The 23,732-nt window shown below is 73.5% G+C and carries 14 protein-coding genes; 6 read left to right on the top strand and 8 right to left on the bottom strand.

Annotated features, from left to right (window positions below):
- Positions 1-82: 82 nt before the first annotated feature.
- From FHT38_RS24595 to FHT38_RS24580, 4 genes are all read left to right on the top strand, one after another.
- Entirely contained in the window at positions 83-940 is an 858-nt protein-coding gene (locus FHT38_RS24595) for a xanthine dehydrogenase family protein subunit M (protein WP_183493513.1), read from the top strand.
- Positions 941-977: 37 nt separating this feature from the next.
- Positions 978-3,755 carry a molybdopterin cofactor-binding domain-containing protein gene (locus FHT38_RS24590; protein ID WP_255488914.1) on the top strand — a complete coding sequence of 926 codons (2,778 nt, stop codon included), beginning with the start codon at positions 978-980 and terminating at the stop codon, positions 3,753-3,755.
- Between the two features lie 87 nt (positions 3,756-3,842).
- Complete coding sequence (locus FHT38_RS24585) at positions 3,843-4,184, top strand: DUF3311 domain-containing protein (RefSeq protein ID WP_183493511.1); 342 nt, start codon at positions 3,843-3,845, stop codon at positions 4,182-4,184.
- Positions 4,181-5,668, top strand: coding sequence for a sodium:solute symporter (locus tag FHT38_RS24580; protein WP_183493510.1), 1,488 nt, complete (start codon positions 4,181-4,183; stop codon positions 5,666-5,668). The genes FHT38_RS24585 and FHT38_RS24580 overlap by 4 nt, the downstream gene beginning before the upstream one ends.
- Here the strand turns inward: FHT38_RS24580 and FHT38_RS24575 are convergent.
- The 8 genes from FHT38_RS24575 to glnE form a co-directional block, all read right to left on the bottom strand.
- Positions 5,598-5,996: a response regulator transcription factor gene (locus FHT38_RS24575; RefSeq protein WP_183493509.1), complete on the bottom strand. Its 399-nt coding sequence runs from the start codon at positions 5,994-5,996 to the stop codon at positions 5,598-5,600. The two genes, FHT38_RS24580 and FHT38_RS24575, sit on opposite strands and share 71 nt — an antisense overlap.
- Entirely contained in the window at positions 5,996-6,682 is a 687-nt protein-coding gene (locus FHT38_RS24570) for a response regulator transcription factor (protein WP_147241992.1), read from the bottom strand. Before FHT38_RS24570 ends, FHT38_RS24575 begins: the two co-directional genes overlap by 1 nt.
- Before the next feature lie 96 nt (positions 6,683-6,778).
- Positions 6,779-7,954, bottom strand: a complete 1,176-nt coding sequence (locus FHT38_RS24565) for a thioredoxin family protein (protein ID WP_183493508.1) — start codon at positions 7,952-7,954, stop codon at positions 6,779-6,781.
- Positions 7,955-7,959: 5 nt separating this feature from the next.
- Positions 7,960-8,610 (bottom strand): DUF4148 domain-containing protein, encoded by a 651-nt coding sequence (locus FHT38_RS24560; RefSeq protein WP_175538429.1) that lies wholly within the window; start codon positions 8,608-8,610, stop codon positions 7,960-7,962.
- 335 nt (positions 8,611-8,945) lie between these two features.
- Positions 8,946-14,072 (bottom strand): ATP-binding sensor histidine kinase, encoded by a 5,127-nt coding sequence (locus FHT38_RS24555; RefSeq protein WP_183493507.1) that lies wholly within the window; start codon positions 14,070-14,072, stop codon positions 8,946-8,948.
- A 175-nt stretch (positions 14,073-14,247) separates the two neighbouring features.
- On the bottom strand, positions 14,248-15,132 hold the full coding sequence (locus FHT38_RS24550) for a DMT family transporter (protein WP_183493506.1): 885 nt from the start codon (positions 15,130-15,132) through the stop codon (positions 14,248-14,250).
- A gap of 9 nt (positions 15,133-15,141) precedes the next feature.
- Positions 15,142-15,744 (bottom strand): rhomboid family intramembrane serine protease, encoded by a 603-nt coding sequence (locus FHT38_RS24545; protein WP_183493505.1) that lies wholly within the window; start codon positions 15,742-15,744, stop codon positions 15,142-15,144.
- A 21-nt stretch (positions 15,745-15,765) separates the two neighbouring features.
- Complete coding sequence (gene glnE, locus FHT38_RS24540; RefSeq protein ID WP_183493504.1) at positions 15,766-18,537, bottom strand: bifunctional [glutamate--ammonia ligase]-adenylyl-L-tyrosine phosphorylase/[glutamate--ammonia-ligase] adenylyltransferase; 2,772 nt, start codon at positions 18,535-18,537, stop codon at positions 15,766-15,768.
- Between the two features lie 74 nt (positions 18,538-18,611).
- Between glnE and FHT38_RS24535 the strand changes: the two genes are divergently transcribed.
- The gene (locus tag FHT38_RS24535; protein WP_183493503.1) at positions 18,612-22,799 is read left to right on the top strand and encodes a YhdP family protein; all 4,188 of its coding nucleotides are present in this window, start codon (positions 18,612-18,614) and stop codon (positions 22,797-22,799) included.
- On the top strand, positions 22,796-23,671 hold the full coding sequence (locus FHT38_RS24530) for a carbon-nitrogen hydrolase family protein (RefSeq protein WP_183493502.1): 876 nt from the start codon (positions 22,796-22,798) through the stop codon (positions 23,669-23,671). Before FHT38_RS24535 ends, FHT38_RS24530 begins: the two co-directional genes overlap by 4 nt.
- Positions 23,672-23,732 lie beyond the last annotated feature (61 nt).

The raw sequence follows: 23,732 nt of genomic DNA, 5'->3' as shown, positions 1-23,732 counted from the left end.
ATTCATCCGGTCCGGCACGTGGCCCGTGCCCCATGCGCGCGAGCGCCGCGCGTGCCAGGACGGGCCCCCGCCGACTGCCCCGATGACCTACTTCCGTCCCACCTCGCTGGAGGACGCGCTCGCCGCGCTGGCCGAGCCGCTGCCCTCGCCGCGCCGCGTCCTGTGCGGCGGCACCGATGCCTACGCCGATCCGGGCGCGCGGCCGCCCGCGGGCGGGTGGATCGACATCAGCCGACTGGACGCGCTGCACGGCATCGCGCCGCGCGACGGCGAGCTGCGCATCGGCGCCGCCACGAGCTGGGACGCGATCGAGCGCTGCGCGCTGCTGCCGGCCTCGCTGCGCGAAGCGGCGCACCAGGTGGGATCGCGCCAGATCCGCGTCGCGGGTAGCGTGGGCGGCAACCTCTGCCACGCGGCGCCGGCGGCGGATGGCGTGCCGCCGCTGCTGACGCTGGACGCCTGCGTCGAGCTGGCCAGCCTGCGCGGCGTGCGCCGCCTGCGGCTCGATGAATTCCTGCTCGGCCGCCGCCGCACCGCGCTCGCCGCCGACGAGCTGCTCACCGCCGTCCTCCTTCCCGCCGCCGCGACCACCGGCCGCACCGCCTTCCTGAAATGCGCCAACCGCGATGGCACCGCGCTGGCGGTGGTCTCGGCCGCGGTCCGCCTGCGCTGGTCCGGGCGCGGCGTCGTGGCGCAGGCTGCCGTGGCGGTCGGCGCGGCGTCCGAGGTGCCGGTCCGCCTGCGCGCGCTCGAGCAAGGCCTGGAAGGCGCCCGGCCCGAGTCCCTGTCGTCGCTGATCCGCGAGAGCCGGCTGCCCGAGCTCGCGCCGATCGACGACGTGCGGGGTTCCGCGAGCCTGCGCCGTCACCTGGCGCGCGTCGCCGTCGAACGCGCCTGCGCGCGCTGCCTGCAGGAGGCCATCGATGGCGCCCCCGCGTGATCCGACCTGCCCGCGTGCGGCGAGTCCGAGTCCGAGCTTGAGCGCGACGGCGCCGGGCTGGGTCGAGATCAACGGCCACCCACACCGCTTGCCGACCGATCTGTCGCGCACCGCGGTCGACTTCCTGCGCGAGGACCTGCGGCTGCGCGGGACCAAGGTCGGCTGCGGCCAGGGCGACTGCGGCAGCTGCACGATCGTCGTCGACGGCGAGCCGCGCTACGCCTGCGTGACGCCGGTCGCGCAGCTCGACGGCCGCCGCGTGACGACGGTCGAGGGCCTCGCCACGGCGAGCCCCTGCGGCGCGCGCCTGCAGCAGGCCTTCCTGGCGCACCAGGCGGTGCAATGCGGCTTCTGCATTCCCGGGATGCTGATGGCGGCCTCGGCGGCGATCGACGCCGGCGAGGTGCGCGACCGCGCCGGCGCCTGCGCCGCGATCGACGGCGTGCTGTGCCGCTGCACCGGCTATCGCAAGATCGTCGACGCGGTGACCGAGGTCGGCACCGGCGCGGCACCGCGCCCGCTCACGCCACCGCCCGGTGCCGGCGAGGGCGCGGCGGTCGGCCGTCCGCTGACGCGCCTGGACGGGCCCGAGAAGGTCGACGGCAGCCAATGCTTCGGCGCCGACGGCATTCCCGCCGACAGCCTCTACCTGCGCGCGGTGCGATGCCCCTTTCCGCGCGCGCGTTTCGTGCTCGGCGACCTCGACGCCTACCTGCGCGCCCACCCCGGCCTGCATCGCGTGCTGACGCATGCCGACGTGCCGGGCCGCAACCTGCATGGCATCGCGCCGGCGTATGCCGACCAGCCGGTGCTGCCCGCCAGCGAGGCGCGCCACCACCTCGAGGCGATCGCGCTGGTCGTCGGCGAGCGCGCGGCCGTCGCGGCGCTGGACCTCGCCGGCTTCCCGGTCGAGTGGGAGCCGCTGCCCGCCGTCTTCACCGTCGACGAGGCCGCCCGCCCCGACGCCCCGCTGCTGCATGCGAACCGCGCCGGCAACCTGCTGGTCGAGGGCCGCGTGCTGCGCGGCGACGCCGCCGCCGAGCTGCGCGAGGCCGCGCACGTGGTCACCGGCCGCTTCGCATCGAGCTTCGTCGAACACGCCTACCTCGAGCCCGAGGCCGGCTGGGCGCGCCGCGTCGGCGACACGATCGAACTGCATTCGCCGACGCAGGCGCCGCACCCGCACCGCGAGGACCTGGCCCGCGTGCTGGGCGTGCCGGAGCCGCGCGTGCGCGTCGTGCCGACCGCCGTGGGCGGCGGCTTCGGCGGCAAGCTGGACATGACGGTGCAGCCGCTGCTCGCGGTCGCCGCCTGGCACCTGGACCGGCCGGTCGCGATCGTGTTCAGCCGCGAGGAGTCGATGGCCTCGTCGACCAAGCGCCATCCGGCCCGCATCGTCTCGACGATGGCGGCCGGCAGCGATGGCCGGCTGCGGGCCGTCGAATTCGAGGGCGACTACAACACCGGCGCCTTCGCCTCCTGGGGCACGGCCGTCGCCAACCGCGTGCCGGTGCATGCGGGCGGTCCCTACCGCCTGCCGCATTACGCGGCCCGCGCGCGCGCCATCCACACGCATGTCACGCCGGCCGGTGCCTTCCGGGGTTTCGGTGTGCCGCAGACGACGATGTCGCAGGAACAGCTGATCGACGAACTGGCGCTGAAGGCCGGCTGGGATCCGCTCGAATTCCGCGCGCTCAACGCGCTGCGGCCCGGCGACACGCTGCCGACCGGTCAGCTGCTGGACGACAGCGTCGGTCTGGTCGAGTGCCTCGATGCGCTGCGACCGCGCTGGACCGAGGCGCTCGCGCGGATCGCCGCGCGCAACGCCGAGGCGCCGCCGCAGCGGCGTCATGGCGTCGGACTGGCCGCGTTCTTCTACGGCTGCGGCAACACCGGCACGCCCAATCCGTCGACGGTGCGCATCGGCGTGCGGCCCGACGGCACGCTGGTGCTGCACCAGGGCGCGGTCGACGCCGGCCAGGGCTCGAACACGGTGATCCCGCAGATCGCGGCCGACGCGCTCGGCGTGCCGGTGGGCCGGCTCCACATCATCGGGCCCGACACCCACCTGACGCCCGACTGTGGACGCACCTCGGCCTCGCGCCAGACCTTCGTGACCGGACGCGCGGCCTTCCTGGCCGGCACCGCGCTGCGGCGGCGCATCCGCGCGCTGCTGGACGCCGCCGAGGACGCGCCGGTCCACTTCGGCGAGGGCTGGGTCGGCGCGGGCGACGCCCGCCTGTCGCTGCGCGAGCTGCCGCTGGATGCCCATGGCTACGCGCTGTGCGCCGAGGAGCGCTTCGATCCGCCGACGCGCTCGCTGGACGCCACCGGCCAGGGCCGCCCCTATGCGACCTACGCCTTCGGCGCGCAGATGGCGGAGGTGGAGGTCGACCTCGAGACCGGACGCGTGCGGGTGCGCCGGGTGGTCGCGGCGCACGACGTCGGCCGGCGCGTCAACCCGACGCTGCTCGAGGGCCAGATCGAGGGCGCGGTGGCGCAGGGCGTCGGCCTGGCGCTGATGGAGCAGTACCTGCCCGGCCGCAACAACAACCTGCATGACTACCTGATCCCGACGGTGCACGACGTGCCCGAGGTCGAGGTGCTGTTCGTCGAGGCGCCGACGCCGATCGGGCCCTACGGCGCCAAGGGCATCGGCGAGCCGGCGCTGGTGCCGACCGCCGCCGCGATCCTGAACGCGATCCACCACGCCACCGGCGCGCGGGTGCGCGAGGCGCCGGCCACGCCGGACGTCGTGCTGCGCGCGCTGGCCGCCGCCGGCCGCGGCTTGCCGCTCGCTCCCGGTGCCCGGTGATGCGCTGCATGCTTCGATCTCCGTCGATCCGCCCCGCCTCGCGGGTGCCGGCGGCGATGCCCGCCTCCCGGAAGGAATGACCCGGTGATGTCCGACACCCACCTCGAGTCGCCGTCGCGGCGCCACCGTTGGCTGGCCCTGCTGCCGGTGCTGCACGCGCTGGCCGGCGTGACCGTCGCCAACCGCGTCCAGCCCTTCGTTCTGGGACTGCCGTTCTTCATGGCCTGGACCATCGCCGGCATGCTGCTGACCGCGCTGGTGATGGCGGCGATCTACCGCCTCGACCCCGCCAACCGCGGCGACGCGGAAGCGGCGCCAGACCTCGGCGACGACGTCAGCGGGAATATCGGCGGGAATATCAGCGAGCACATCGGCGAGCACCGCAGCGGCAATGGCAGCGCCAGCGCCCAAGCCGGGAGCGACGCATGAACGCGGCCACCGTCATCCTGCTGCTGACGCTGGCCTTCGCGCTCTGGACCGGCCTGCGCGCGCGGCGTGGCGTCACGATGGACCTGGCCCAGTGGAGCGTCGGCGGGCGCGGCTTCTCCGCGCTGCTCGTGTTCGTGCTGATGGCCGGCGAGCTCTACACCACCTTCACCTTCCTGGGCGCCAGCGGCTACGCCTACGGCCACGGCGGCGCGGCGCTCTACATCCTGGTCTACACCTGCCTGGCCTTCGTGATGTCGTACTGGCTGCTGCCGCCGATCTGGCGCTTCGCCAAGCGGCATGGCGCGATGACGCAGCCCGAGGTCTTCGCGCGGCTCTACGACAGTCCGGCGCTGGGCCTGCTGGTCGCCGTGGTCGCGCTGCTGGCGCTGGTGCCCTACCTGGTGGTGCAGATGAAGGGCCTGGGCCTGATCGTCGAGCTGACCTCCTACGGCACGCTGTCGCCGGCGACCGCGGTCTGGATCGGCGCCAGCGTCATGACGGTCTACGTGATGCTGTCGGGCATCCACGGCTCGGCGCTGACCGCGGTGGTGAAGGACGTGCTGGTGCTGCTGGTCTGCGTGTTCCTGGGGCTCTACCTGCCCTACCACCACCATGGCGGCCTCGGCCCGATGTTCGAGCGCATCGAAGCGGCGCGGCCCGGCTTCCTCGCGCTGCCCGCCGAGGGCCGCAACGCCGTGTGGTTCAGCTCGACCGTGGCGCTGTCGGCGCTGGGCATGTACCTCTGGCCGCATGCGTTCAGCGCCGTGTTCACCGCAAAGTCCGAGCGCAGTTTCCGCAAGAACGCGGTCGTCATGCCGCTGTATGCGCTGGTGATGCTGTTCTCGATGTTCGCCGGCTTCGCGGCGGTGCTGGAGGTGCCGGGCCTGAGCGGCGGCCAGATCGACCTGGCGCTGCTGAAGCTGTCGCTGAAGACCTTCGACCCCTGGTTCGTCGGCGCGATCGGCGCGGCCGGCATGCTCACCGCGCTGGTGCCGGGCTCGATCATGCTGATCTCGGCCTCGACGCTGCTGGCGCGCAACCTCTACCGGCCGCTGTTCCCGCGCAGCGACGATGCGCGGCTGGCCACGGTCTCGCGGCTGGCCGCGCCGCTGCTGACCCTGATCGCGGTGCTGCTGACGCTGGGCGGCGGATCCAGCATCGTCGCGCTGCTGCTGATGGGCTTCGGCATCGTCACGCAGCTGGCGCCCGCGCTGCTGGCGGCGCTGGTGGCACCGCGGCTCGCCAGCCGGCACGGCGCGATCGCGGGCCTGCTGGTCGGCGTCGGATTCGTCGCCTTCACCGTCGTCACCGGCGCGACCACGCGCACGCTGCTGCCCGCCGCGCCCGGCTGGGTGCACGACCTCAACATCGGCATCGTCGGGCTCGCGCTCAACCTGGTGGTGATGCTGGGCGTCAGCCGGCTGGCGCCAGCGCGCGGCGCACCCAGTCCTCGAGTTCCCCTGCGTCGACCGGTTTCTCGATGACGCACAGCGCGCCCTGCCCCATCGCGCGCTCGCGCACCGACGGCGAGGTCAGCGCGGTGATGAACACGGTGGGCACGGCCAGGCCGTCGCGCCGCAGCCGCGCCAGCAGCCCGATGCCATCGAGGCGGGTCATGTGGATGTCGCAGACCAGGCAGCCGACCCGCGGCGCCACCTCGTCCTCCAGGAACTCGATCGCCGACGCGTAGCTGCGCGCCTCCCAGCCGACCGCGCGCACCAGGCTGCTGGTGGCGGCGCGGACGAAGGGATCGTCGTCGACGATGGCCACGAGCGCGCGCGGCGGCGCCGACGGGTGGCCGATGCCGGGCATCAGGCGGCCTCGCGGATCACGCCGATGGCCTGCATCTTGCGCACCAGCTCCGCCACCGAGCGCGAGCGCATCTTGCGCATCGCCTGCCCGCGGTGGATCTTGGCGGTGATCTCGGCGATGCCCATCTCGCCGGCGATCTGCTTGTTCATGCGCCCCGAGGCGACATGCCCCAGCACCTCGCGCTCGCGCGGCGTGAGCGAGGCCCAGCAGCCGCGCACGTCGTCGAGCGCGCGCTCCACCGCCAGCCGGCGCGCATCCGCGTCCAGCGCGGCGACGACCGCATCGATCATGTCCTGGTCGCGGAACGGCTTCTCGAGGAAGTCGCGCGCGCCCGCCTTCATCGCCCGCACCGTCATCGACACGTCGCCGTGGCCGGTCATGAAGATCACCGGCATCGGCCCGAGCCCGCGGCCCGCCATCGACTGCTGGAAGGCCAGGCCGCTCTCGCCGCGCAGGCGCACGTCCAGCACCAGGCAGCCGGGCCCGGTGCCCTTGGGCGCGGCGAGGAAGGCGGCGGTGGTCGGGAAGTCGCGCACCTCCAGGCCCATCGAGCGCAGCAGGCTGGCGAGCGAGCCGCGGATCAGGTCCTCGTCATCGACGATGTAGACGGTGCGGCGGGCGGCCGCGTCCGCGGTCGCCACGGCGGGAGGGCCGGGTCGAATGGACGATGGGATCAGGGACTGCATGACGGACACCTCGATGCGCAGGCGCGCAAGGTAGCAGAAGCAATGGCGCCAGGGACGCCCGCGAGGGCGTCCCTATACGCATGTATGAGCGGGCGCTCAGCCGAAGGTGAAGGCATAGGCGCGCACGCCGGGGTCCAGGAAGCGGATCTCGAGGCGCCGGTCGCGCACCGCGCCGCGCTGGCGCACCAGCTGGTAGAGCCGGCTGGCGTTCACGCGCCCGCGACCCTGCGCGTCCACGTCCAGGCCGTGTTCCTCGCCGGGCGGCTGGCCGTCGATCGTCAGCACGAAACGCGCGCCGTCGGGTGGCCCGGCCATCACCAGGTGCAGGTCCCGCGCATGGAAGCGGATCGCGATCGCGCCGGCACCGCCAGCGCCGGCAGGGCCGCTCGCATCGGTGCCGGCCGTCATGCCGCCCAGCTGCGCGAACTCCGGCCCCACGGTCCAGATCCCCGACAGCGCCCATTCGTTCAGGCCCAGGCGGCCCGCCGAGTAGCGCCGCGGCTGGTCGCGCAGCAGCGGCTCCGGCGACGCCATCGCGTTGGCCTGCGCATACCCGAGGTAGCTTTCCGGCGAGCGCAGGTTGTCGAGGTCCGCGGGCATGCCGACGCCGCTCAGGTCGGTGCCGGCGCGCGCGGCCGATGGCGCGGTGGCCGCCGGCATGGCCTCGCGCAGCAGCGCCTGGATCACCTGCTCGGTGGCGTCCGCGCCGTCCTCGCCGAACTGGTGATGGCGCAGTCGCCCCTGCGCGTCGACCAGGTAGATCGCCGGCCAGAAGCGGTTGCGGTACGCGCGCCAGATCCGGTAGCCGTCGTCCAGCGCGATCGGGTAGTCGAGCTTCAGGTCCTTGGCCGCGCGCGCCACGTTGGCCGGGTCCTTCTCGAAGGCGAATTCCGGCGAGTGCACGCCGACCACCACCAGCCCCTGCCCGGCGTAGCGCTGCGCCCAGGCGCGGACGTGGGGCAGCGTGCGCAGACAGTTGATGCAGGAGTAGGTCCAGAAGCTGACGACAACGACCTTGCCGCGCAGCGCCTCGAGCGCCAGCGGCGGCGAGTTGAGCCAGCCGGTGGCGCCGGCGAAGCCGGGCGCGACGCCCTCGACGGGCGGCGCCGCGACCGGGCGGCCTTGTGCGACGGCGGGCACGCCGGTCGACAGGCCGGCGGCCATCGCGACCGCCGCGAACAGGCGCCGCGGCGGCGCGACGGCGCAGGCGCCGGCCGCGAGTCCGAGCGCCAGCGCGCAGGCGCCAACGGCGATCAGTGCCAGCGTCTCCATGGCCGTCAGCCCTGGCGGCTCAGCGCCGTCACCAGCGTCTGGTAGCGGCCATCGCGCTTGAGCGCCTCGTAGCGCGCGCGGGCGGCGGCGTAGGCGGCGGTGTTGGCGGACGGCTCGCCCTCGCTGCGATCGAACGCGGCCAGGCCGGATTCGCGGTAGACCTGCAGGTCGGCCAGCACCTCGGCGCGACTGAGCGGGCGCTCCATCATGTCCATCATCGTCAGCTCGTCGTAGCGCTCCCGCGCGGCCAGCAGCGCGGCGGAGGTGTTGGACTCCTCACCGTCGCGGCGCTCCGCGTCGGCCAAGCCGGAGTCACGGTAGGCCTTCAGGTCCTTGAGGACATCGGCGCGGCTCAGCGCCTGCATGCGGGACACCGGCAGGCCGCGCAGCGCCAGGTAGCGCCGGCGCGCCTCCCGCCAGGCCGCGGTGCCGACCTGCGACTGCGAGTCGTCGCGCTCCAGCGCGGCCAGGCCGGACTGCTGGTAGGCGGCCAGGTCCTGCTCCACCTGCGCGCGGGTCACCGGCGCGGCGGCGGCGGGTTCGCCGGCGAAGGCGACCGACATCAGACCGGCCAGCAAGGCGCCGCCGAAGGTGAGGGCCAGCACCAGGCGTTGCGGCTGGAAGCGCGGACGGAAAGTCATTGGGGACGGATTCATCTGGAACTCCTTGGATCGGGGTTGCCCGGCGGCACGGGCCCGCCACCCTGTGCGGCGGACCGCCGACGGGACGGCGGATCGCGGTGCGCCGGGTCCGGGGACACCGTCTCCGCGATGGGATCGATCGGACCAGAGCGCGGCCCGCCGGCCTATCCGACCGAGCGGCGGTCCTTCCCATACCTGGGTTTCATCCCTCCCCTTCCCAGGGCGACGCGTCCGAGACCCGCGCTCCGCCCTCCTCATCCCTTCGCACAGGATGTCCCGGCGCCGCGCCTGACCGGCCGCGCAGGCGCGGATCCGACCGCCCCGCCCATCGACGCGAGCCGAGGCCACGGTCAGGCGTCCGCCATCGCCGCGACGCCGGCGGGATGCGGCGCCGTCGGCGTGCTCCGTGCGCCGGCACTCGGCAGCTGCAAGGTGACCAGCGTGCCGCCCTCGCGGCCCGGCTCGAAGGCCAGCGTGCCGGCATGGGCGTCGACGATGGACTTGCAGATCGCCAGCCCCATCCCCATGCCGTGGGACTTGGTCGTGAAGAAGGGCTCGGTCAGCTGCGCCGCCGCATCGGGCGGGATGCCGGTGCCGCGATCCTCGATCTCGACGCGGATCAGGTCCGGCAGCGCCGCGCCCCAGCGCATCGTCAGGCGACGCTGTCCCTCGGGCACGTCGGCCATCGCCTCCGCGCCGTTCATCAGCAGGTTGATGGCGACCTGCTGCAGCTGCACCCGGTCGCCGCGCACGCGGCAGGGTTGCGCCGGGCCGAGCACCGAGAGCGTCACCCCGAGCTCCGCCATCGAGCCGGCCACCAGCGACACGCACTCGCGCAGCGCGTCGCACAGGTCGATGTCGGCGAACTGCGGCTCGGCCTTGCGCGCCATCGCGCGCAGGCCCTGGATGATGCTCTTGGCGCGCTTGGCGCTGAGCCGGACATGCGAGACCATCGCCAGCGCCTCGCCGATGTCGGGCTCGTCGCGCTCCAGCCAGCGCGAAGCGGCGCTGGCCGAGGTGTCGATGGCGCTCAGCGGCTGGCCGATCTCGTGGACGATGGAGGCCACCAGCTCGCCCATCGCCTTGAGCCGGCTCGCGCGGCCGAGCTCGGCCAGCGCCGCGCGCAGCCGCTCCTCGGCCTCGGCGCGCTGGCGGTTCTGGTCGACGAGCTCCTCGTACAGCCGCGTGTTCTCAAGCGAGAAGGCCGCCTGCGAGGCGATCACCTCCAGCAGCTCCGCCTTGGCCGGCGTGAACACGCGCGGCGCCAGGCTGTTCTCCAGGTACAGCACGCCGATCAGGCGCGCGTAGCGCATCATCGGCACGCACAGCAGCGAGCGCGGCCGCGCGCGCTTCACGTAGTCGTCCTGCGCCAGCGCCAGGGCTTCGCGCGCGTCGTCGTACTGGGTCGCATGCTGCGTGCGCGCGACCGCATGGGCGATGGTCACCGGCAGCTGCTCCGCGCTGAAGGCCGCCGGCGTCTGCGTCACCGCGATCTGCCCCGCGACCATGCGCGCGCTGGCCCGCACCGTCCATTCGCCGTCGCGCCACAACGCGAGCGCGCCGTAGTCGGCGCCCGCCGATTCGAGCGCGGTGCGCATGGTCGTCTCGACGATGCGCTCGGGCACGATGTCGCTGGCCAGCGCATGGGTGATGCGCAGCACGGCCTGGACATCGAGCTCGTGCAGGCGGCTGGTCGGCCCCGGCGCGTCGGCCTCCTGCAGCTCCGGATGGCGCTGCTGCAGCTGGCGCGCCTTGGCCGCCGCGCCCCAGCGCTGCCAGGCGGCCAGCGCATGGCGCAGGTAGGCGCGGCGCTCGATCTCGCGACCGAGGCCGGCGTGGAAGGCCGCGGCCAGCTCCGCCGCCAGCGCCTCCACCTGGGTGAAGCCGTGGCGCCGCGCCTGCGTCACCGCGGTGGAGAAGAGGTCCGCCGCCTCGGCCAGATGGCCCAGCGCGCGCGCCTGCTCGGCCAGCACCAGCGCGCGGCGCGCGCCGAAGTTCTCCGGACATTCCGCGGCCCAGCCGTCCAGCGACGCGAGGTGGTGGCGCAGCGCCGCCTCCTGCGTCTCGTCGCGCTCACGCAGCTGCAGCAGCGCGAGCGCGCCGTAGAAGGCCAGGTCGCCGCATTCGGCGAAGTTGCGGGCGACGGCCACGCAGGCCTGCGCGCGCCGGCGCGACTCGAGCGCCTCGGCCAGGTCGCCGAAGAGCAGCCCCGCCTGCAGCCGGTAGGTCCAGTAGGCCAGGTCCACCAGCGTGACCGGCGCGCCCTCGACCGGCTCGGCCATGCGCTCGCCGCGCGGCTCGCCGTCCTGCAGCACGCTCAGCAGCGTGCGCTGCGCCAGCACCGCGTCGACGACCAGCCGGAAGTTGGCGTCCTTGGCCCGCGCCAGCGCGGCCTCGACGGTCTGGCGCACGTCCTCGAGGAACTCGCCCGCGAAAAGCATGCCGGTGGCCTGGTTGCGGCCGCAGTACAGCGCGAAGGTGTGGTCGCCCTCGCGGGTGGCGATCTCGAAGGCGCGGCCGAAGACCTCCCGCGCGCCGCGCGCCGGCTGGGTCCAGGGCACGACGAAGGTCGCATAGGTGTGCAGCACGCGCGCCTGGTAGCGGCGCAGGCCGCGCTCGCCGATCAGGTGCAGCGCGAGCTCGCCGAAGGCACGCGAGCTGGCGAAGTCGCCATAACGCGCGCCGAGCACCTGGATCAGGCAGACGTAGGCGTTGGCGGAGGCGTCGCAATGGCCATGCGCGATCGCCAACCGGACCACGCGCAGCAGCATCAGGTCGACCAGCTGCTGGTCCGAATACATCGCCGGCGGGACCAGGTCGGCGAAGACGTTGACCAGCGCCCGGCGGCGCGGGTCCGGATCGACCGGCCAGTCGCGCAGCGCGTCGACGCCGTGTTCATCGAACCAGGCGCGCAGCGGCGCGTATTCCGCGTCGACCTGCGCCGGCGTCGGATGGCGCGGCAGCACGATGCCCGCCGCGCTGGCCAGGAAGGCCAGGCCGATGTCCAGCGCCAGGTCGTAGCGGCCCAGCGTCGTGTACAGGGCCACCCGCAGCCGGGCCACCTCGGCGCTGAACAGTCCGTCGCCGGCCAGGCCCTGCAGCGCCGCCAGGCGCATCTCGGCGGCCTCGAGCGCACCGGTCATGAACTCGGCCTCGCCGCAGAGCAGGCTGGCCTCCAGCGCCTCGGGACTGGTCTGCTCGTCGCCCAGCCAGGTCAGCGTCCAGCCGAAGAAATCCAGCGCCGCGTGATGCGCGGTGGCCGCCTTGGCGCGCTTGCCCGCTTCCAGGTTGATCAGCGCGAAGGCGCGATGCTCGATCGGATGCACCACCGCCGGCCGCGCGAGGTTGGCCTGCGTGGCGATCAGGAAGGCGGGGATGCGTTCGTCGTTGGCGGCGCGCAGCCGGCGCGTGATCGCCAGGTGCAGCGCGGCCCGCTCGGCCGGCGCGATCGCGCCGAGGACCGCCTCGCGGACATGGTCATGGGTGAAGGTCCAGTCGCCGCGGTCGAGCACGACAAAGCCCGCCTGCAGCGCGGGCGCCATCGCGGCCGCGAGCGGGCCCTCGGTGCTGTCGACGGCCACCGCGAGCAGCGCCGGCGCCGCGCGGTCGCCCAGGCTGGCCATCGCGCGCAGCAGGGCGAGCGCGGCATCGGGCAGCTCGTCGAGCTCGCGCGCGAGCAGCTCGCCGACGTCGTGGATGACCGGGCTGGCCGCGGTGCGCTCGGCATGCCAGGCCCAGCGCGTGGTCGCGGGGTCGTAGGCGAGCAGGCCCTTCGCGACCAGGCGACCCAGCAGACGGCGGATGAAGAAGGGGTTGTGGCCGGTCAGGTGCTGGACCAGGTCCAGCAGCGGCCCCAGCGCCGAGACGTCCTGGTGCAGCACCTGCGCGACCAGGGCCCGCACGGCGTCGTCGTCCAGCGGCCGCAGCGCCAGGTGGCAGGCGCCAGCGCGGCTGAACAGCGGCGCCGCGCGCAGCGGATGCGGCGCGTGCGTCTCGCCCGACCGCATGGAGCCCGCCAGCAGCAGCGGCGCATCGGCGTGGTCGATCAGCAGGCGCTCCAGCATCTTGAGCGTGTCGACATCCGCCCACTGCAGGTCGTCGATCAGCAGCACCAGCGGACGCTCCGGCCGCGCGAAGGCGGCGAACAGCCGGGCCATGGCGCGCAGGACGATCTCGCGCTCGAAGACCAGCGCCGCGTCGCCCGGCACCGGCGCGGCCGGCCCCTCCTGCGGACCGAGCACGGCGGCCAGGCCCGGCACCCAGCCGGCGAGCGTCGCGCCGACCGGTTGCGCGGCGCGGCGCAGGCGGTCCCGCCAGGTCTCGAAGTCGGCCTCGGCGCTGCCAAGCACGCCCTGCAGCAAGGGCTCCAGCGCCCGCGCCAGCGCGTCGAAGGGCACGCCGCTGCGCGCGGCGTCGCACTTGCCGGCGGCCACCAGCGGCGCGACGGGCTGCCGCATCCGCGCGACCGCTTCGCGCAGCAGCGCCGACTTGCCGATGCCCGGTCCGCCCCAGACCCAGGCGGTGCGGGCGCCTTCGCCCTCGGCCACCGCGCGATAGAGCGCGGCGAGCTGGGCGAGCTCGTCGTCGCGGCCGACCACCGGGCCGGGTTCGTGCGCGCCGGCCAGCGCGGCGCCGGCATCGAGCACGAAGTCGGGGATGGTGCCGTGGCGGCGCAGCAGTTCGTCGCAGCTGCGCAGGTCGGCCAGCAGCGCGCCGGCGTCGGCATAGCGGCGGTCCGGCGACTTCTGCAGCAGGCGCAGCACCAGGCGCGAGAGCTGCGCCGGGACCTCCGGCCGCAGCGCGTGCACCGGCGACGGCAGGCGGGTCGCATGGGCGTGGATGCGGGCGGCGGCGTTGTCGCCATCGAAGGGCGGCGCGCCGGTCAGCAGTTCGTGGAACAGGCAGCCCAGGGCGTAGAGATCGGCGCGCGCGTCGACCTCCACATTCATCCGCCCGCCCAGCTCCGGCGCCATGTAGTCGAAGCGGGCATCGTCCCAGGCCAGCGCTTCCTCGCCGCGGGCCTGGGGCTCGCCCTGGCGCAGCGCGAAGCCGAAGCCGGTCAGCGTCGCCCTGCCGGCGGCCTCGTCGACCAGGATGCAATCCGGGCCGAGCGCGCGATGGACGATGCCGGCGGCGTGCATGCCGGCCACCGCGGACACGATGGCCCGCGCCAGGCGCAGGAAGGCCGCCGGCGCCATCGGCGGCCGGGCCGTCTCGCCGAGCAGCCGGCCGCCCGGGTCCTGGAGCAGCAGCACGACGCCCTCGCCACTGGGCTGCAGCGCCTGCGGCACCGCGGCCCAGTCCGGCCGGAGCGCGCCGCGCAGCGCGTATTCACGCTGCAGCAGCGCCAGCGCGGCCGGCGCCTGATGGCCGCGTCCGGCCACGAGGACGGACGGACCGCGTTGCGGACTGGCCCGGTGCAGGCGAGTCCCGCGCGGGGTCAACTCGAGGAAGGGAAGGCGGGCAAGGTCGTTCATCGCTGGCTTCAATGTAGGGAACACTACATGAAATTCGATGATATGGGCCGACCTCGGCGACCGCAAGGCGACACCCGCGCGACAACTCCCTCGAAAGAGTTAGTCCGAGGGTTTATCGGGGGTTGGCGGAGGGATTGCGCCGTGACGGCGCGCGGCGCGGGCGCGAAGCCGGCGCTCAGCGATTGACCATCACGATGCCGGCCGCGAGCCCGGCCAGCGCGAGCATCAGCCGCGGCGTGATCGGCTCGCCGAGCAGCATCGCGCCCGCGAGCAGCCCGAACAGCGGCGTGCTCAGCGTGAAGCTGGACAGCCGGGTCGCCGGGTAATGGCGGATCAGCCAGAACCACAGCAGGTAGCTGGCGAAGGAGACGATCACCGCCTGGAAGCCGAAGAGCCCGACCAGCCGCCAGGACCAGGCCAGCGGCAGCACCTCGCCGGTGGCGAGCGCGCCCGCCGCCAGGGCCAGCGCCGACACGCCGAGCTGGTACAGCAGCGTCTTCTCCGCGCTCGCCGACGACAGCCGCGTCGCACGGATCGCCAGCGTCGTGCCACCCCACAGCAGCGCGGCCAGCACGCCCAGCGCGTCGCCGAGCCATTGCATCGCCTGCCCGGTGCCCTGCAGGCCCTCGCCGAACGCGAACGCCACCGCGCCGAAGGCGATCAGCAGGCCCACCGTCTGGCGCATCGTCAATCGCTCGGCGGGCGAGATCAGCGGCATGCCCAGCGCGACGACGAAGGGCGACAGGTAGAGGAACACCACCATCCGCGACGCCGTCGTGTACTGCAGCCCGACGAAGATGCAGGCGAACTCGGCCGCGAACAGCAGGCCGGCGAGCAGGCCGCCGGGCAGGCTGCCGTCAGGGCGGAAGAGCGCGATGCCGCGCGCCGCGGCGAAGCCCCACACCAGCAGGCCGGCCAAGCCCGAGCGCAGCGCGGCCTGCCACAGCGGGCCGATCTCCGCCAGCGCGGCCTTGGCCGCGACCTGGTTCAGGCCCCACAGCACGCAACATCCCAGCAGGATGACCACCGCCGCGCCGTCGAGTCGCTGTTTGCGTTCCATGGCGCCGGATCATGCCCGGCGGCGTGTCCAGGCCCGCGCGGCCAACGCACACAGCAGCGCCGCCGCGGTGCCCGCGACCAGGCCGGTGAAATGCGACAGCGGCGCGATCGCGATGTTCCAGCCGTCCCAATGCCGCAGCGGCGGGCCGGCCAAGGGGCGCTCCGCCGCGACCTTCGCGATCAGTCCCAGCCCGATCAGCAGGCCGATGACGCGCTCGCGCCCATGCGAGGCGCGCATCCGCATCATCCCGATCGCGGCGACGGCGACCCCCGCATGCAGCACGCCGGAGGCGCCGCCGAAGCGCTCGAGCGACGGTTCGATCAGCAGCCCAAGCTGCGTCAGCGGCCAAGCCAGCAACCAGGCGACCGCGTCCCGTGGCCCCAGGCGCGCGGCGACGCCCAGCAGGCCCACGACGGCACAGCCGGCGAGGTTGGCGATCAGGTGCTGGGGACTCCAATGCAGCCACGCGGCGCTGACCGCGCGCCACGGCTCGTTGGCGGCGAACCCCGGCCGCCACTCAAGCGCGGCCTGCACCGGCGCGGGCTGGACCCAGGCGACCAGCGAGCCGATTGCGAGCGCCATCGCCACCAGCAGCCACGCGCGTCCCGGCATCGGGGCCTCGTCCGCGACGCGTCAGCCGAAGACGGCCCGCCAGAGCGCCAGCACCGCGTCGCGCTGCGGCGCGAGCGCCTCGGCGGCCTCGCCGTCGAGCGCGGTGGACTGCTCGTTGAGCCGCGCCCGGTGCTGCACGCGGCGCAGCTCGCGATAGGCATCGGCGGCGTCGCGGCCGACGTTGGCGGGCAGCAGCCCGGCGGACTCGGCACGCTGCAGCAGCGCGATGTTGCCGGCATTGGCCAGCAGCTCAGGGTGTCGCGCCGAGTGCGCCAGGATCAGGTACTGCAGCGCGAATTCAGCGTCCACCATGCCACCCGGGCTGTGCTTCACGTCGAAGAAACCGGTCCGCACCGAGCGCGCGGCGCGCAGCTTCTCGCGCATCGCGACCACCTCGTCGCGCAGCGCCGCCGGATCGCGCGGCGCGGTCAGCACCGCGCGGCGGGTGGCCTCGAAGCGCTCGGCCAGCGATGCGTCGCCGGCGCAGAAGCGCGCCCGCGTGATCGCCTGGTGCTCCCAGGTCCACGCGGTGTTGCTGCCGCGGCCGCCCTGGTAGTTCTCGAACGAGGTGATCGAGGTCACCAGCAGCCCCGAGTTGCCGTTGGGGCGCAGCGCGGTGTCGATGTCGAAGAGCTCGCCCGCGGCGGTGCGGATCGTCAGCCAGGTGATCAGCTTGCGGATGAAAGCGCCGTAGATCTCGGCGGCGTTGTCGTCCTCGTCGTCGAAGAGGAAGACCAGGTCCAGGTCGCTGCCGTAGCCCAGTTCCTTGCCGCCGAGCTTGCCGTAGGCAATCACCGCCAGCCGCGGCGAGGGCCGGTGCTTCTGCTTGAGCCGGTCCCAGGCCCAGTCCAGCACGCATTGCACCGTCGCGTCGGCGAGCAGCGACAGCTCGTCCGCCACCTGCTCGACGCTGATCTGCCCTTCCACGTCGCGCACCAGCGTGCGGAAGACCTCGGCGTGATGCGCGCGGCGCACGCTGTCCAGCAGCGCGTCCTCGCTGGCCTCGCCATGCTCGGCCCAGGCGTCATGGCGCGCCTGCAGGTCCTGGATGAAGGCCGCGCCATCGAAGCGCTCGTGCAGCAGCCGTGCATCGGCGAGCTCGTCGATGACGCCGGGATGCTGCATCAGGTAGCGCATCGGCCAGCGCGCCAGACCCAGCAGCCGCAGCAGCCGGCCCTGCACCGCCGGCCGCTCGACCAGCAGCGCCAGGTAGCTCTCGCGGCGCAGCAGCGGCTCGATCCAGTCGACGAAGCGCTGCGCGGCGTCCAGCGTGCATTCGCCCTGGCGCACCGCCAGCGCCGCGCGCCCGACCAGCTTGGCCAGCCGCAGCCGGGAGTCCTCGCGCAGGTTCTGCACCCGCGCCTGCTGCGCCCAGCGCCGCACGTTGGCGGCCAACTCGGGCTGCAGCTTGTCGAGGAACTCCTCGCTGTCGATCGGCAGCGGCGGGCCGCCGCACATGCCGTTCTTGCAGTTGCCCTTGCCCGGCGCGACGCCGTCGTGCAGCAAGGCGTCGAACTCGGTCGCCACCAGCTCGCGCACCTCCATCAGCCGGTCCAGCAGCGGGCAGGCGTGGCTGTTGCAGCTCAGGCAGAGGCTGCGCGCGATCCAGCTGATGTCCTCGTCCGAGGCCGGCAGGCAGTGGGTCTGCTGGTCGTCCAGGTACTGGATGCGGTGCTCGACGCGACGCAGGAAGTCGTAGCCCTTGGCCAGCGCGGTGGCGGTCTCGGGCTTCATCAGGCCGCGCGCCGCCAGGCGCGTCAGCGCCTTCAGCGTCGAGCGGGTGCGGATCTCCGGGAACTGTCCGCCGCGCACCACCTGCAGCAGCTGGACGATGAACTCGATCTCGCGGATGCCGCCGCGCGAGAGCTTCACGTCGTTGGCGCGCTCGGGCCGGCCGGCGGCGCGGCGCTGGGCCTCGTCGCGGATCTTGCGATGCAGTTGCCTCAGGCCCTCGAAGACGCCGTAATCCAGATAGCGCCGATAGACGAAGGGCGTGACCAGGCTGCGCAGCTGCATCGCGCGACCGCTCTTGACGCTGGCGCGCGGCGCCACGACGCGGCTCTTCAGCCAGGCGAAGCGCTCCCACTCGCGGCCCTGGACGAGGAAGTACTCCTCCAGCATCGCCATGCTCACCGCGGGCGGACCGGAGTTGCCGTTGGGGCGCAGCGCGAGGTCGACGCGGAAGACCTGGCCGTCCTCGGTCACGTCGCCGATCAGCGTCGACAGCCGGCGCGAGAGCTGCGCGAAATATTCGTGCGCGGAGATCCGCTGGCGGCCCGTGCCGCTGTCCGGGCCCTCGGTCTGGCCGTCGTCCTCGTAGACGTAGATCAGGTCGATGTCGGACGAGACATTCAGCTCCCGCCCGCCGAGCTTGCCCATGCCCACGACCCAGAAGTCGATGTCCTGGCCGACCGCGTCGCGCGGCGGGCCGTACAGCGCGTCGAGTTCCGCGCGGCAGTGCGCGACGCCGATGTCCAGCGCCACCTCGGCCAGATGGGTCATCGCCTGCGTGACGTCGGTCATCGGCGCGCCCTGCTCGACGTCGAGCACCGCCAGCCGTTCCATCACCAGCTGGCGCATCACGCGCAGCGCGGCGGGCAGCGCACGACCGCCTTCGCACAGGCGGTCGACGACGGCGCGCATGACCGCGTCATCCGGCAGGCCGGGCGGCAGCAGGGGCAATTCGGCCGCGTAACGGCGGCGGATGCGCTGAACGAATCGGCTGTGGTCCGCGCTCGCGGCCGGCGTCGAAACGCCTGCCGGATCGGCGGTTGCCGGGGCAACTGAATCCATCGGTAAAGAAAGCTCTCGCTGGCTCATGGCCGGAAATGGCTGTGCTAGATTCGGCGACCGCCGTCCCCTCTTACATGTCTTCGTCCGCCGTCACCAGTTCTGACTCCGGTTCCGCGGTCGCGAAGCGACGCTGGTGGGCACGCTGCGCCCTCTGGCTCGGTCTGGCTTCGCTGGGCCTGTTCTCCCTGCTGATCGCGGCCTGGCTGGCATTGCACTGGGCGATTCTGCCGCACATCGACGACTGGCGGCCCCAGCTCGAAAAGCAAGCCACCCAGGCATTGGGGGTACCCGTGAAGATCGGCGCCATCAGCGCCCGATCGTCGGGCTGGATCCCCACGCTGGACCTGCGCGACGTGCGCATCGTCGAGGCCTCCGGCCGCGAAGCGCTGCACCTGCCCCGCGTCAGCGCCGCGCTGTCGCCGCGCTCGCTGCTGGCCTTCGAACTGCGCTTCTCCCAACTGCTGCTGGACAGCCCCGAGCTGCTGCTGCGCCGCGACGCGCAGGGCCGGGTCTTCGTGGCCGGCCTCAGCGTCGACGGCCCCTCGGACACGCAGGCCTCCGAAGCGGCCACCGACTGGTTCTTCGAGCAGCACGAGTTCGTCATCCTCCATGGCCGCATCCGCTGGGTCGACGACCTGCGCGCCGCGCCACCGCTGGAGCTCTTCGACCTCAACCTGGTGCTGCGCAACGGCCTGCGCCGCCACCGGCTGCGGCTGGACGCCACGCCGCCGGCCGGCTGGGGCGAGCGCTTCACGCTGCGCGGCGAGTTCACCCAGTCGCTGCTGGACCGGCCCGGCGCGGTGCAGCGCTGGAGCGGCCAGCTCTTCGCCCACCTGCCGCGCACCGACGTCAGCGAGCTGCGCCGCTACGTGGACCTGCCCTTCGAGCTCAACGAGGGCGACGGCGCCCTGCGCGCCTGGCTGGACGTGGACCGCGGCGAGCCGCGCAGCCTGACGCTGGACATGGGCCTGCGCGCGGTGAAGCTGCGCGTCGCGCCCGGCCTGCCGGAGCTGGCGCTGGCGCGGATCGGCGGGCGGCTGGTGCTGAAGCAGACGCCGCAATCGCTCTCGCTGGAAGCGAAGCAGCTGGGCTTCCAGGCGGGGGACGGGCTGGACTGGCCGCGCTCGGACTGGGCGCTCGAGGTCAAGCGCGACGCGCGGACCGGCACCATCACCGGCGGCGACTTCCAGGCGCAGCAGCTGAACCTGGCGCTGGGCGCGCAGATCCTGGCCCGACTGCCGCTCGCCGAGGCCCAGCGCCAGTTGATCGCCGACATGAAACCGGGCGGCCTGCTCAATGCGCTGCAGCTGCACTGGGACGGCCCGCTCGAAGCGCCGCGCAGCTATCGCGCCAAGGGCCGGTTGCAGGGCCTGCAGCTGGCGGCCGCGACGCCGGAGCCACCGTCGGATCCCGCCTCCTCGCCGCCGACCGGCCGACCCGGCGTGCGCGGCGCCGACCTGCAGTTCGAGGCCACCGACCAGGGCGGCAGCGCGACCCTGGCCGTGACCGACGGCGAGGTGACGCTGCCCGGCGTCTTCGAGGAAGCGGCGGTTCCGCTGAAGCAGGCGCAGGCCAGCGTGCAGTGGCGCGCGCAGCGCCCGGTGGCGCTCGGCGGCGCCAAGCGCGCGCCGGCGCCCAGTCCTTTGTCCCTCCCGGCGACGCGTCCGCTGGCCGCGGCCTCGGCGGTCGCCACCACCGCGTCGGCGCCGACCGAGCCCGCCACGCGCTGGACGGTGCAGTTCAACGACGTGCGCTTCAGCAACGACGACCTGCACGCCGAAGTCGACGGCAGCTGGCAGAGCGGCGACGGCAAGCGTCCGCATGACCACGGCCGGCTGGACCTGACCGGCCGCATCGACGAGATCCGCGCACCACGCGTGCTGCGTTACCTGCCGGCCTCGATGGGCCACGACGCACGGCGCTACGTGCGCGACGCCATCCGCGACGGCACGGTGCACCGCATCCAGGTGCGCCTGCAGGGCGACCTGATCGACTTCCCCTTCGACGCGCCGCGCAGCAAGGGGCAGTTCCGCGTGTCGGGGCAGGTCCGCGGCCTGACGCTGGCCTACGTGCCCAGCCATCCGGCCGAGGGCGAACTGCCCGCCTTCCAGTCGCCGTGGCCGGCGATGGAGCAGCTCGACGCCGAGTTGGTCTTCGACCGCGCCGCGATGAGCATCCGCAACGCCAAGGCCCGGCTGATGGGCGTGGACCTGGTCAACGTGCAAGGGTCCATCGCCGACCTGTACCACCACGCGCCGGTGCTGGAGATCGACGGCCAGGCGCGCGGGGCGCTCGCCGACGCGCTGCGCTACGTGAAGGCCTCGCCGGTGGCGGCGCTCACCAGCCACGTGCTGGACACGACCACCGCGACCGGTCCGATGGCGCTGAAGCTCAATCTGCGGCTGCCGCTGATGCATGTCGACGACACGACGGTCAAGGGCCTGGTCACCTTGACCGGCAATGACGTCCGCATCCGGCCCGACACGCCGCTGCTGGGCCAGGCCCGCGCACAGGTCAGCTTCGACCAGAAGGGCCTGCAGATCCGCGGCGGCCAGGCGCGCGTGCTAGGCGGCGACGCCAGCTTCGACGGCGGCAGCCTGCCCGACGGCACGATGCGTTTCGCCGCGCAGGGCACGGTCACGGCCGAGGCGCTGCGCAATGCGCCGGAGCTGGGGCTGCAGCAAGCGGCGTCGGTGATGACCGGCCAGGCCGCAGTGCGCTTCGAGCTGGGCGTGCTCAAGAACGGGCAGACCGAGGTCGCGGTGACGAGTCCGCTGCAGGGCATCGCGGTCAACCTGCCGGCGCCGATGCACAAGGCGGCCGAGGAGGCCTGGCCGATGCGCATCGCCACCAAGGCGCTGGCGCCTGCCGGCGCGGCCTTGCGCGATGAATTGCGCGTCGAGGCCGGCCCGCTGCTGGCGCTGTACCAGCGCGACGTGACCCACGAGGCCAAGGTGCTGCGCGGCGCCATCGCGGTGCGCGAGCGCGCGCCCGAGCTGCCGGCGCAGGGCGTGACGGCGCGCGCCAGCTTCGACCAGTTCAATGCCGACGCCTGGCAGACCGCCTTGCCGAGCCTGACCGGCGCGAAGGCCGGCGCGGAGCTCGAGGGCGCGACCGAGGGCGGCTACGCGCCGACGCAGCTGACGCTGAAGGCGCAGACGCTGCAGGTGGCGGGCCGCACGCTCAACGGCGTGACGGCGGGCATCTCCCACGACGCCGGCGCGGGCTGGCGCGTGTCGGTCGACGCGCAGCAGCTCAGCGGCCTGATCGAGGTCCGCGCGGCCAGGCCGGACCAGCCGGGCCGGGTCTTCGCCCGGCTCTCGCGGCTCTCGGTGCCCAAGAGCGATGCCGATTCCGTCGAGCAGCTGCTCGACAAGCAGCCGCGCTCGGTGCCGGCGCTGGACATCGTCGTCGAGGACTTCGAGCTGCGCGGCAAGCGCCTGGGCCGGCTCGAGATCGATGCCCAGCAGCAGAGCGAGGCCCGCGACTGGAAGCTCAACCGGCTGGTGCTCAAGAGCCCGGACGCGACGCTGAGCGCTTCCGGCAAGTGGGCGCCCGAGCCCGGCCAGGCGCTGCGCCGCACCGAACTCGACTGGAAGATGGACGTCGCCGACGCCGGCAAGCTGCTGGAGCGGCTCGGCCAGGGCCAGGTGCTGCGCGGCGGCAAGGGCGTGCTCACCGGCCAGGTCGCGTGGCAGGGCTCGCCGATGTCGCCGGACTACGCCAGCATGAGCGGCCAGCTCAATGTCTCGATGGAATCGGGGCAGTTCCTCAAGGCCGAGCCCGGCGTGGGCCGGCTGCTGGGCGTGCTCAGCCTGCAATCCATCCCGCGGCGCCTGATGCTGGACTTCCGCGACGTGTTCTCAGAAGGTTTCGCCTTCGACAACGTCACCGGCGACATCCGCATCGCCAAGGGCGTCGCGCGCAGCGACAACCTGCGCATGAAGGGCCTGCAGGCGGCGGTGCTGATGGAAGGCAGCGCCGACCTGGCCGCCGAGACGCAGGACCTGCATGTCCTGGTACTGCCCGAGATCAATGCCGGCGGCGCGGCACTCGCCTACGCGGCGGTGAATCCGGCCATCGGCCTGGGCGCCTTCCTGGCCCAGTGGCTGCTGCGCAAGCCGCTGGCGGCGGCCAACTCCGAGGAATTCCGCGTCACCGGCACCTGGTCCGATCCGCGCATCGAGCAGCTGCCGCGCCGCGCGCAGCCGCAGGGCAGCTACAACAACGCCACCACCGCGCAAGGAGAGTCCGTCCAATGAGCACCTCGACCCCGCAGGCGGCGCAGCCGATCACGATCGCCGCGATCCAGATGGTCTCCGGCCCGCGGCTGGAGGAGAACCTCGAGCGCGCCGCCCACTGGATCGGCGAGGCGGCGCGCCAGGGCGCGCGGCTGGTGTCGCTGCCCGAGTACTTCTGCCTCATGGGCCACAAGGACACCGACAAGCTGCCCTACGCCGAGCGGCCCGGCGACTTCGACGCGCCCATCCAGGGCGCGCTGCGCCGGGCGGCGCGCGCGCATGGCGTGTGGATCCTCGGCGGCACCTTGCCGATGGCGATCGACGGCGCGGCCCTGCCCGCCGAGCGGGTGCGCAACACCACCTGCGTGTTCGCGCCGGACGGCACGATGGCCGCGCGCTACGACAAGCTGCATCTCTTCTGCTACGACAACGGCCGCGAGCGCTACGACGAGGCCCGCGTGCTCCAGGCCGGCGAGGCGCCGGTGAGCTTCGACGCGCCGATCGGCGGCGGCCCCACGCTGCGCGTCGGCCTGTCCATCTGCTACGACCTGCGCTTCCCGGAGCTCTTCCGCGCGATGAGCTTCGGCGGCCCGCGGCCGCTGGACCTCATCAGCGTGCCGGCGGCCTTCACGTACACCACCGGCCAGGCGCATTGGGAGCTGCTGCTGCGGGCCCGCGCGGTCGAGAACCAGGCCTACGTCATCGCCTCGGCCCAGGGGGGCACGCACGAGAACGGGCGCCGCACCTGGGGCCACAGCCTCATCGTCGATCCCTGGGGCGAAGTGCTGGCCTGCCTGCCCGAGGGCGAGGGCCTGGCGATCGCCCGCCTCGATCCGGCGCGCATCGCACAGGTGCGCGAGCAGCTGCCGGCGCTGCAGCACCGTCGGCTCTGAGACGCGGCGGCGGCCGCGTTCCGTGAGCCGGTCCGCGAGCGCATCCGCGTTCCGGCCCTGC

Origin of the sequence: Mitsuaria sp. BK041 (assembly GCF_014193085.1) — a bacterium.
Classification (GTDB): domain Bacteria; phylum Pseudomonadota; class Gammaproteobacteria; order Burkholderiales; family Burkholderiaceae_C; genus Roseateles.
Note: the sequence above shows the minus strand (reverse complement) of the source record. Positions and strands in the feature narration are given on the sequence as shown.

Bases quoted from the DNA above. Each gene is read 5' to 3' on its own strand.
- FHT38_RS24595 (WP_183493513.1), top strand. From the start codon at position 83: ATGACCTACTTCCGTCCCACCTCGCTGGAGGACGCGCTCGCCGCGCTG.
- FHT38_RS24585 (WP_183493511.1), top strand. From the start codon at position 3,843: ATGTCCGACACCCACCTCGAGTCGCCGTCGCGGCGCCACCGTTGGCTG.
- FHT38_RS24580 (WP_183493510.1), top strand. From the start codon at position 4,181: ATGAACGCGGCCACCGTCATCCTGCTGCTGACGCTGGCCTTCGCGCTC.
- FHT38_RS24575 (WP_183493509.1), bottom strand. From the start codon at position 5,996: ATGCCCGGCATCGGCCACCCGTCGGCGCCGCCGCGCGCGCTCGTGGCC.
- FHT38_RS24570 (WP_147241992.1), bottom strand. From the start codon at position 6,682: ATGCAGTCCCTGATCCCATCGTCCATTCGACCCGGCCCTCCCGCCGTG.
- FHT38_RS24565 (WP_183493508.1), bottom strand. From the start codon at position 7,954: ATGGAGACGCTGGCACTGATCGCCGTTGGCGCCTGCGCGCTGGCGCTC.
- FHT38_RS24560 (WP_175538429.1), bottom strand. From the start codon at position 8,610: ATGAATCCGTCCCCAATGACTTTCCGTCCGCGCTTCCAGCCGCAACGC.
- FHT38_RS24555 (WP_183493507.1), bottom strand. From the start codon at position 14,072: ATGAACGACCTTGCCCGCCTTCCCTTCCTCGAGTTGACCCCGCGCGGG.
- FHT38_RS24550 (WP_183493506.1), bottom strand. From the start codon at position 15,132: ATGGAACGCAAACAGCGACTCGACGGCGCGGCGGTGGTCATCCTGCTG.
- FHT38_RS24545 (WP_183493505.1), bottom strand. From the start codon at position 15,744: ATGCCGGGACGCGCGTGGCTGCTGGTGGCGATGGCGCTCGCAATCGGC.
- glnE (WP_183493504.1), bottom strand. From the start codon at position 18,537: ATGGATTCAGTTGCCCCGGCAACCGCCGATCCGGCAGGCGTTTCGACG.
- FHT38_RS24535 (WP_183493503.1), top strand. From the start codon at position 18,612: ATGTCTTCGTCCGCCGTCACCAGTTCTGACTCCGGTTCCGCGGTCGCG.
- FHT38_RS24530 (WP_183493502.1), top strand. From the start codon at position 22,796: ATGAGCACCTCGACCCCGCAGGCGGCGCAGCCGATCACGATCGCCGCG.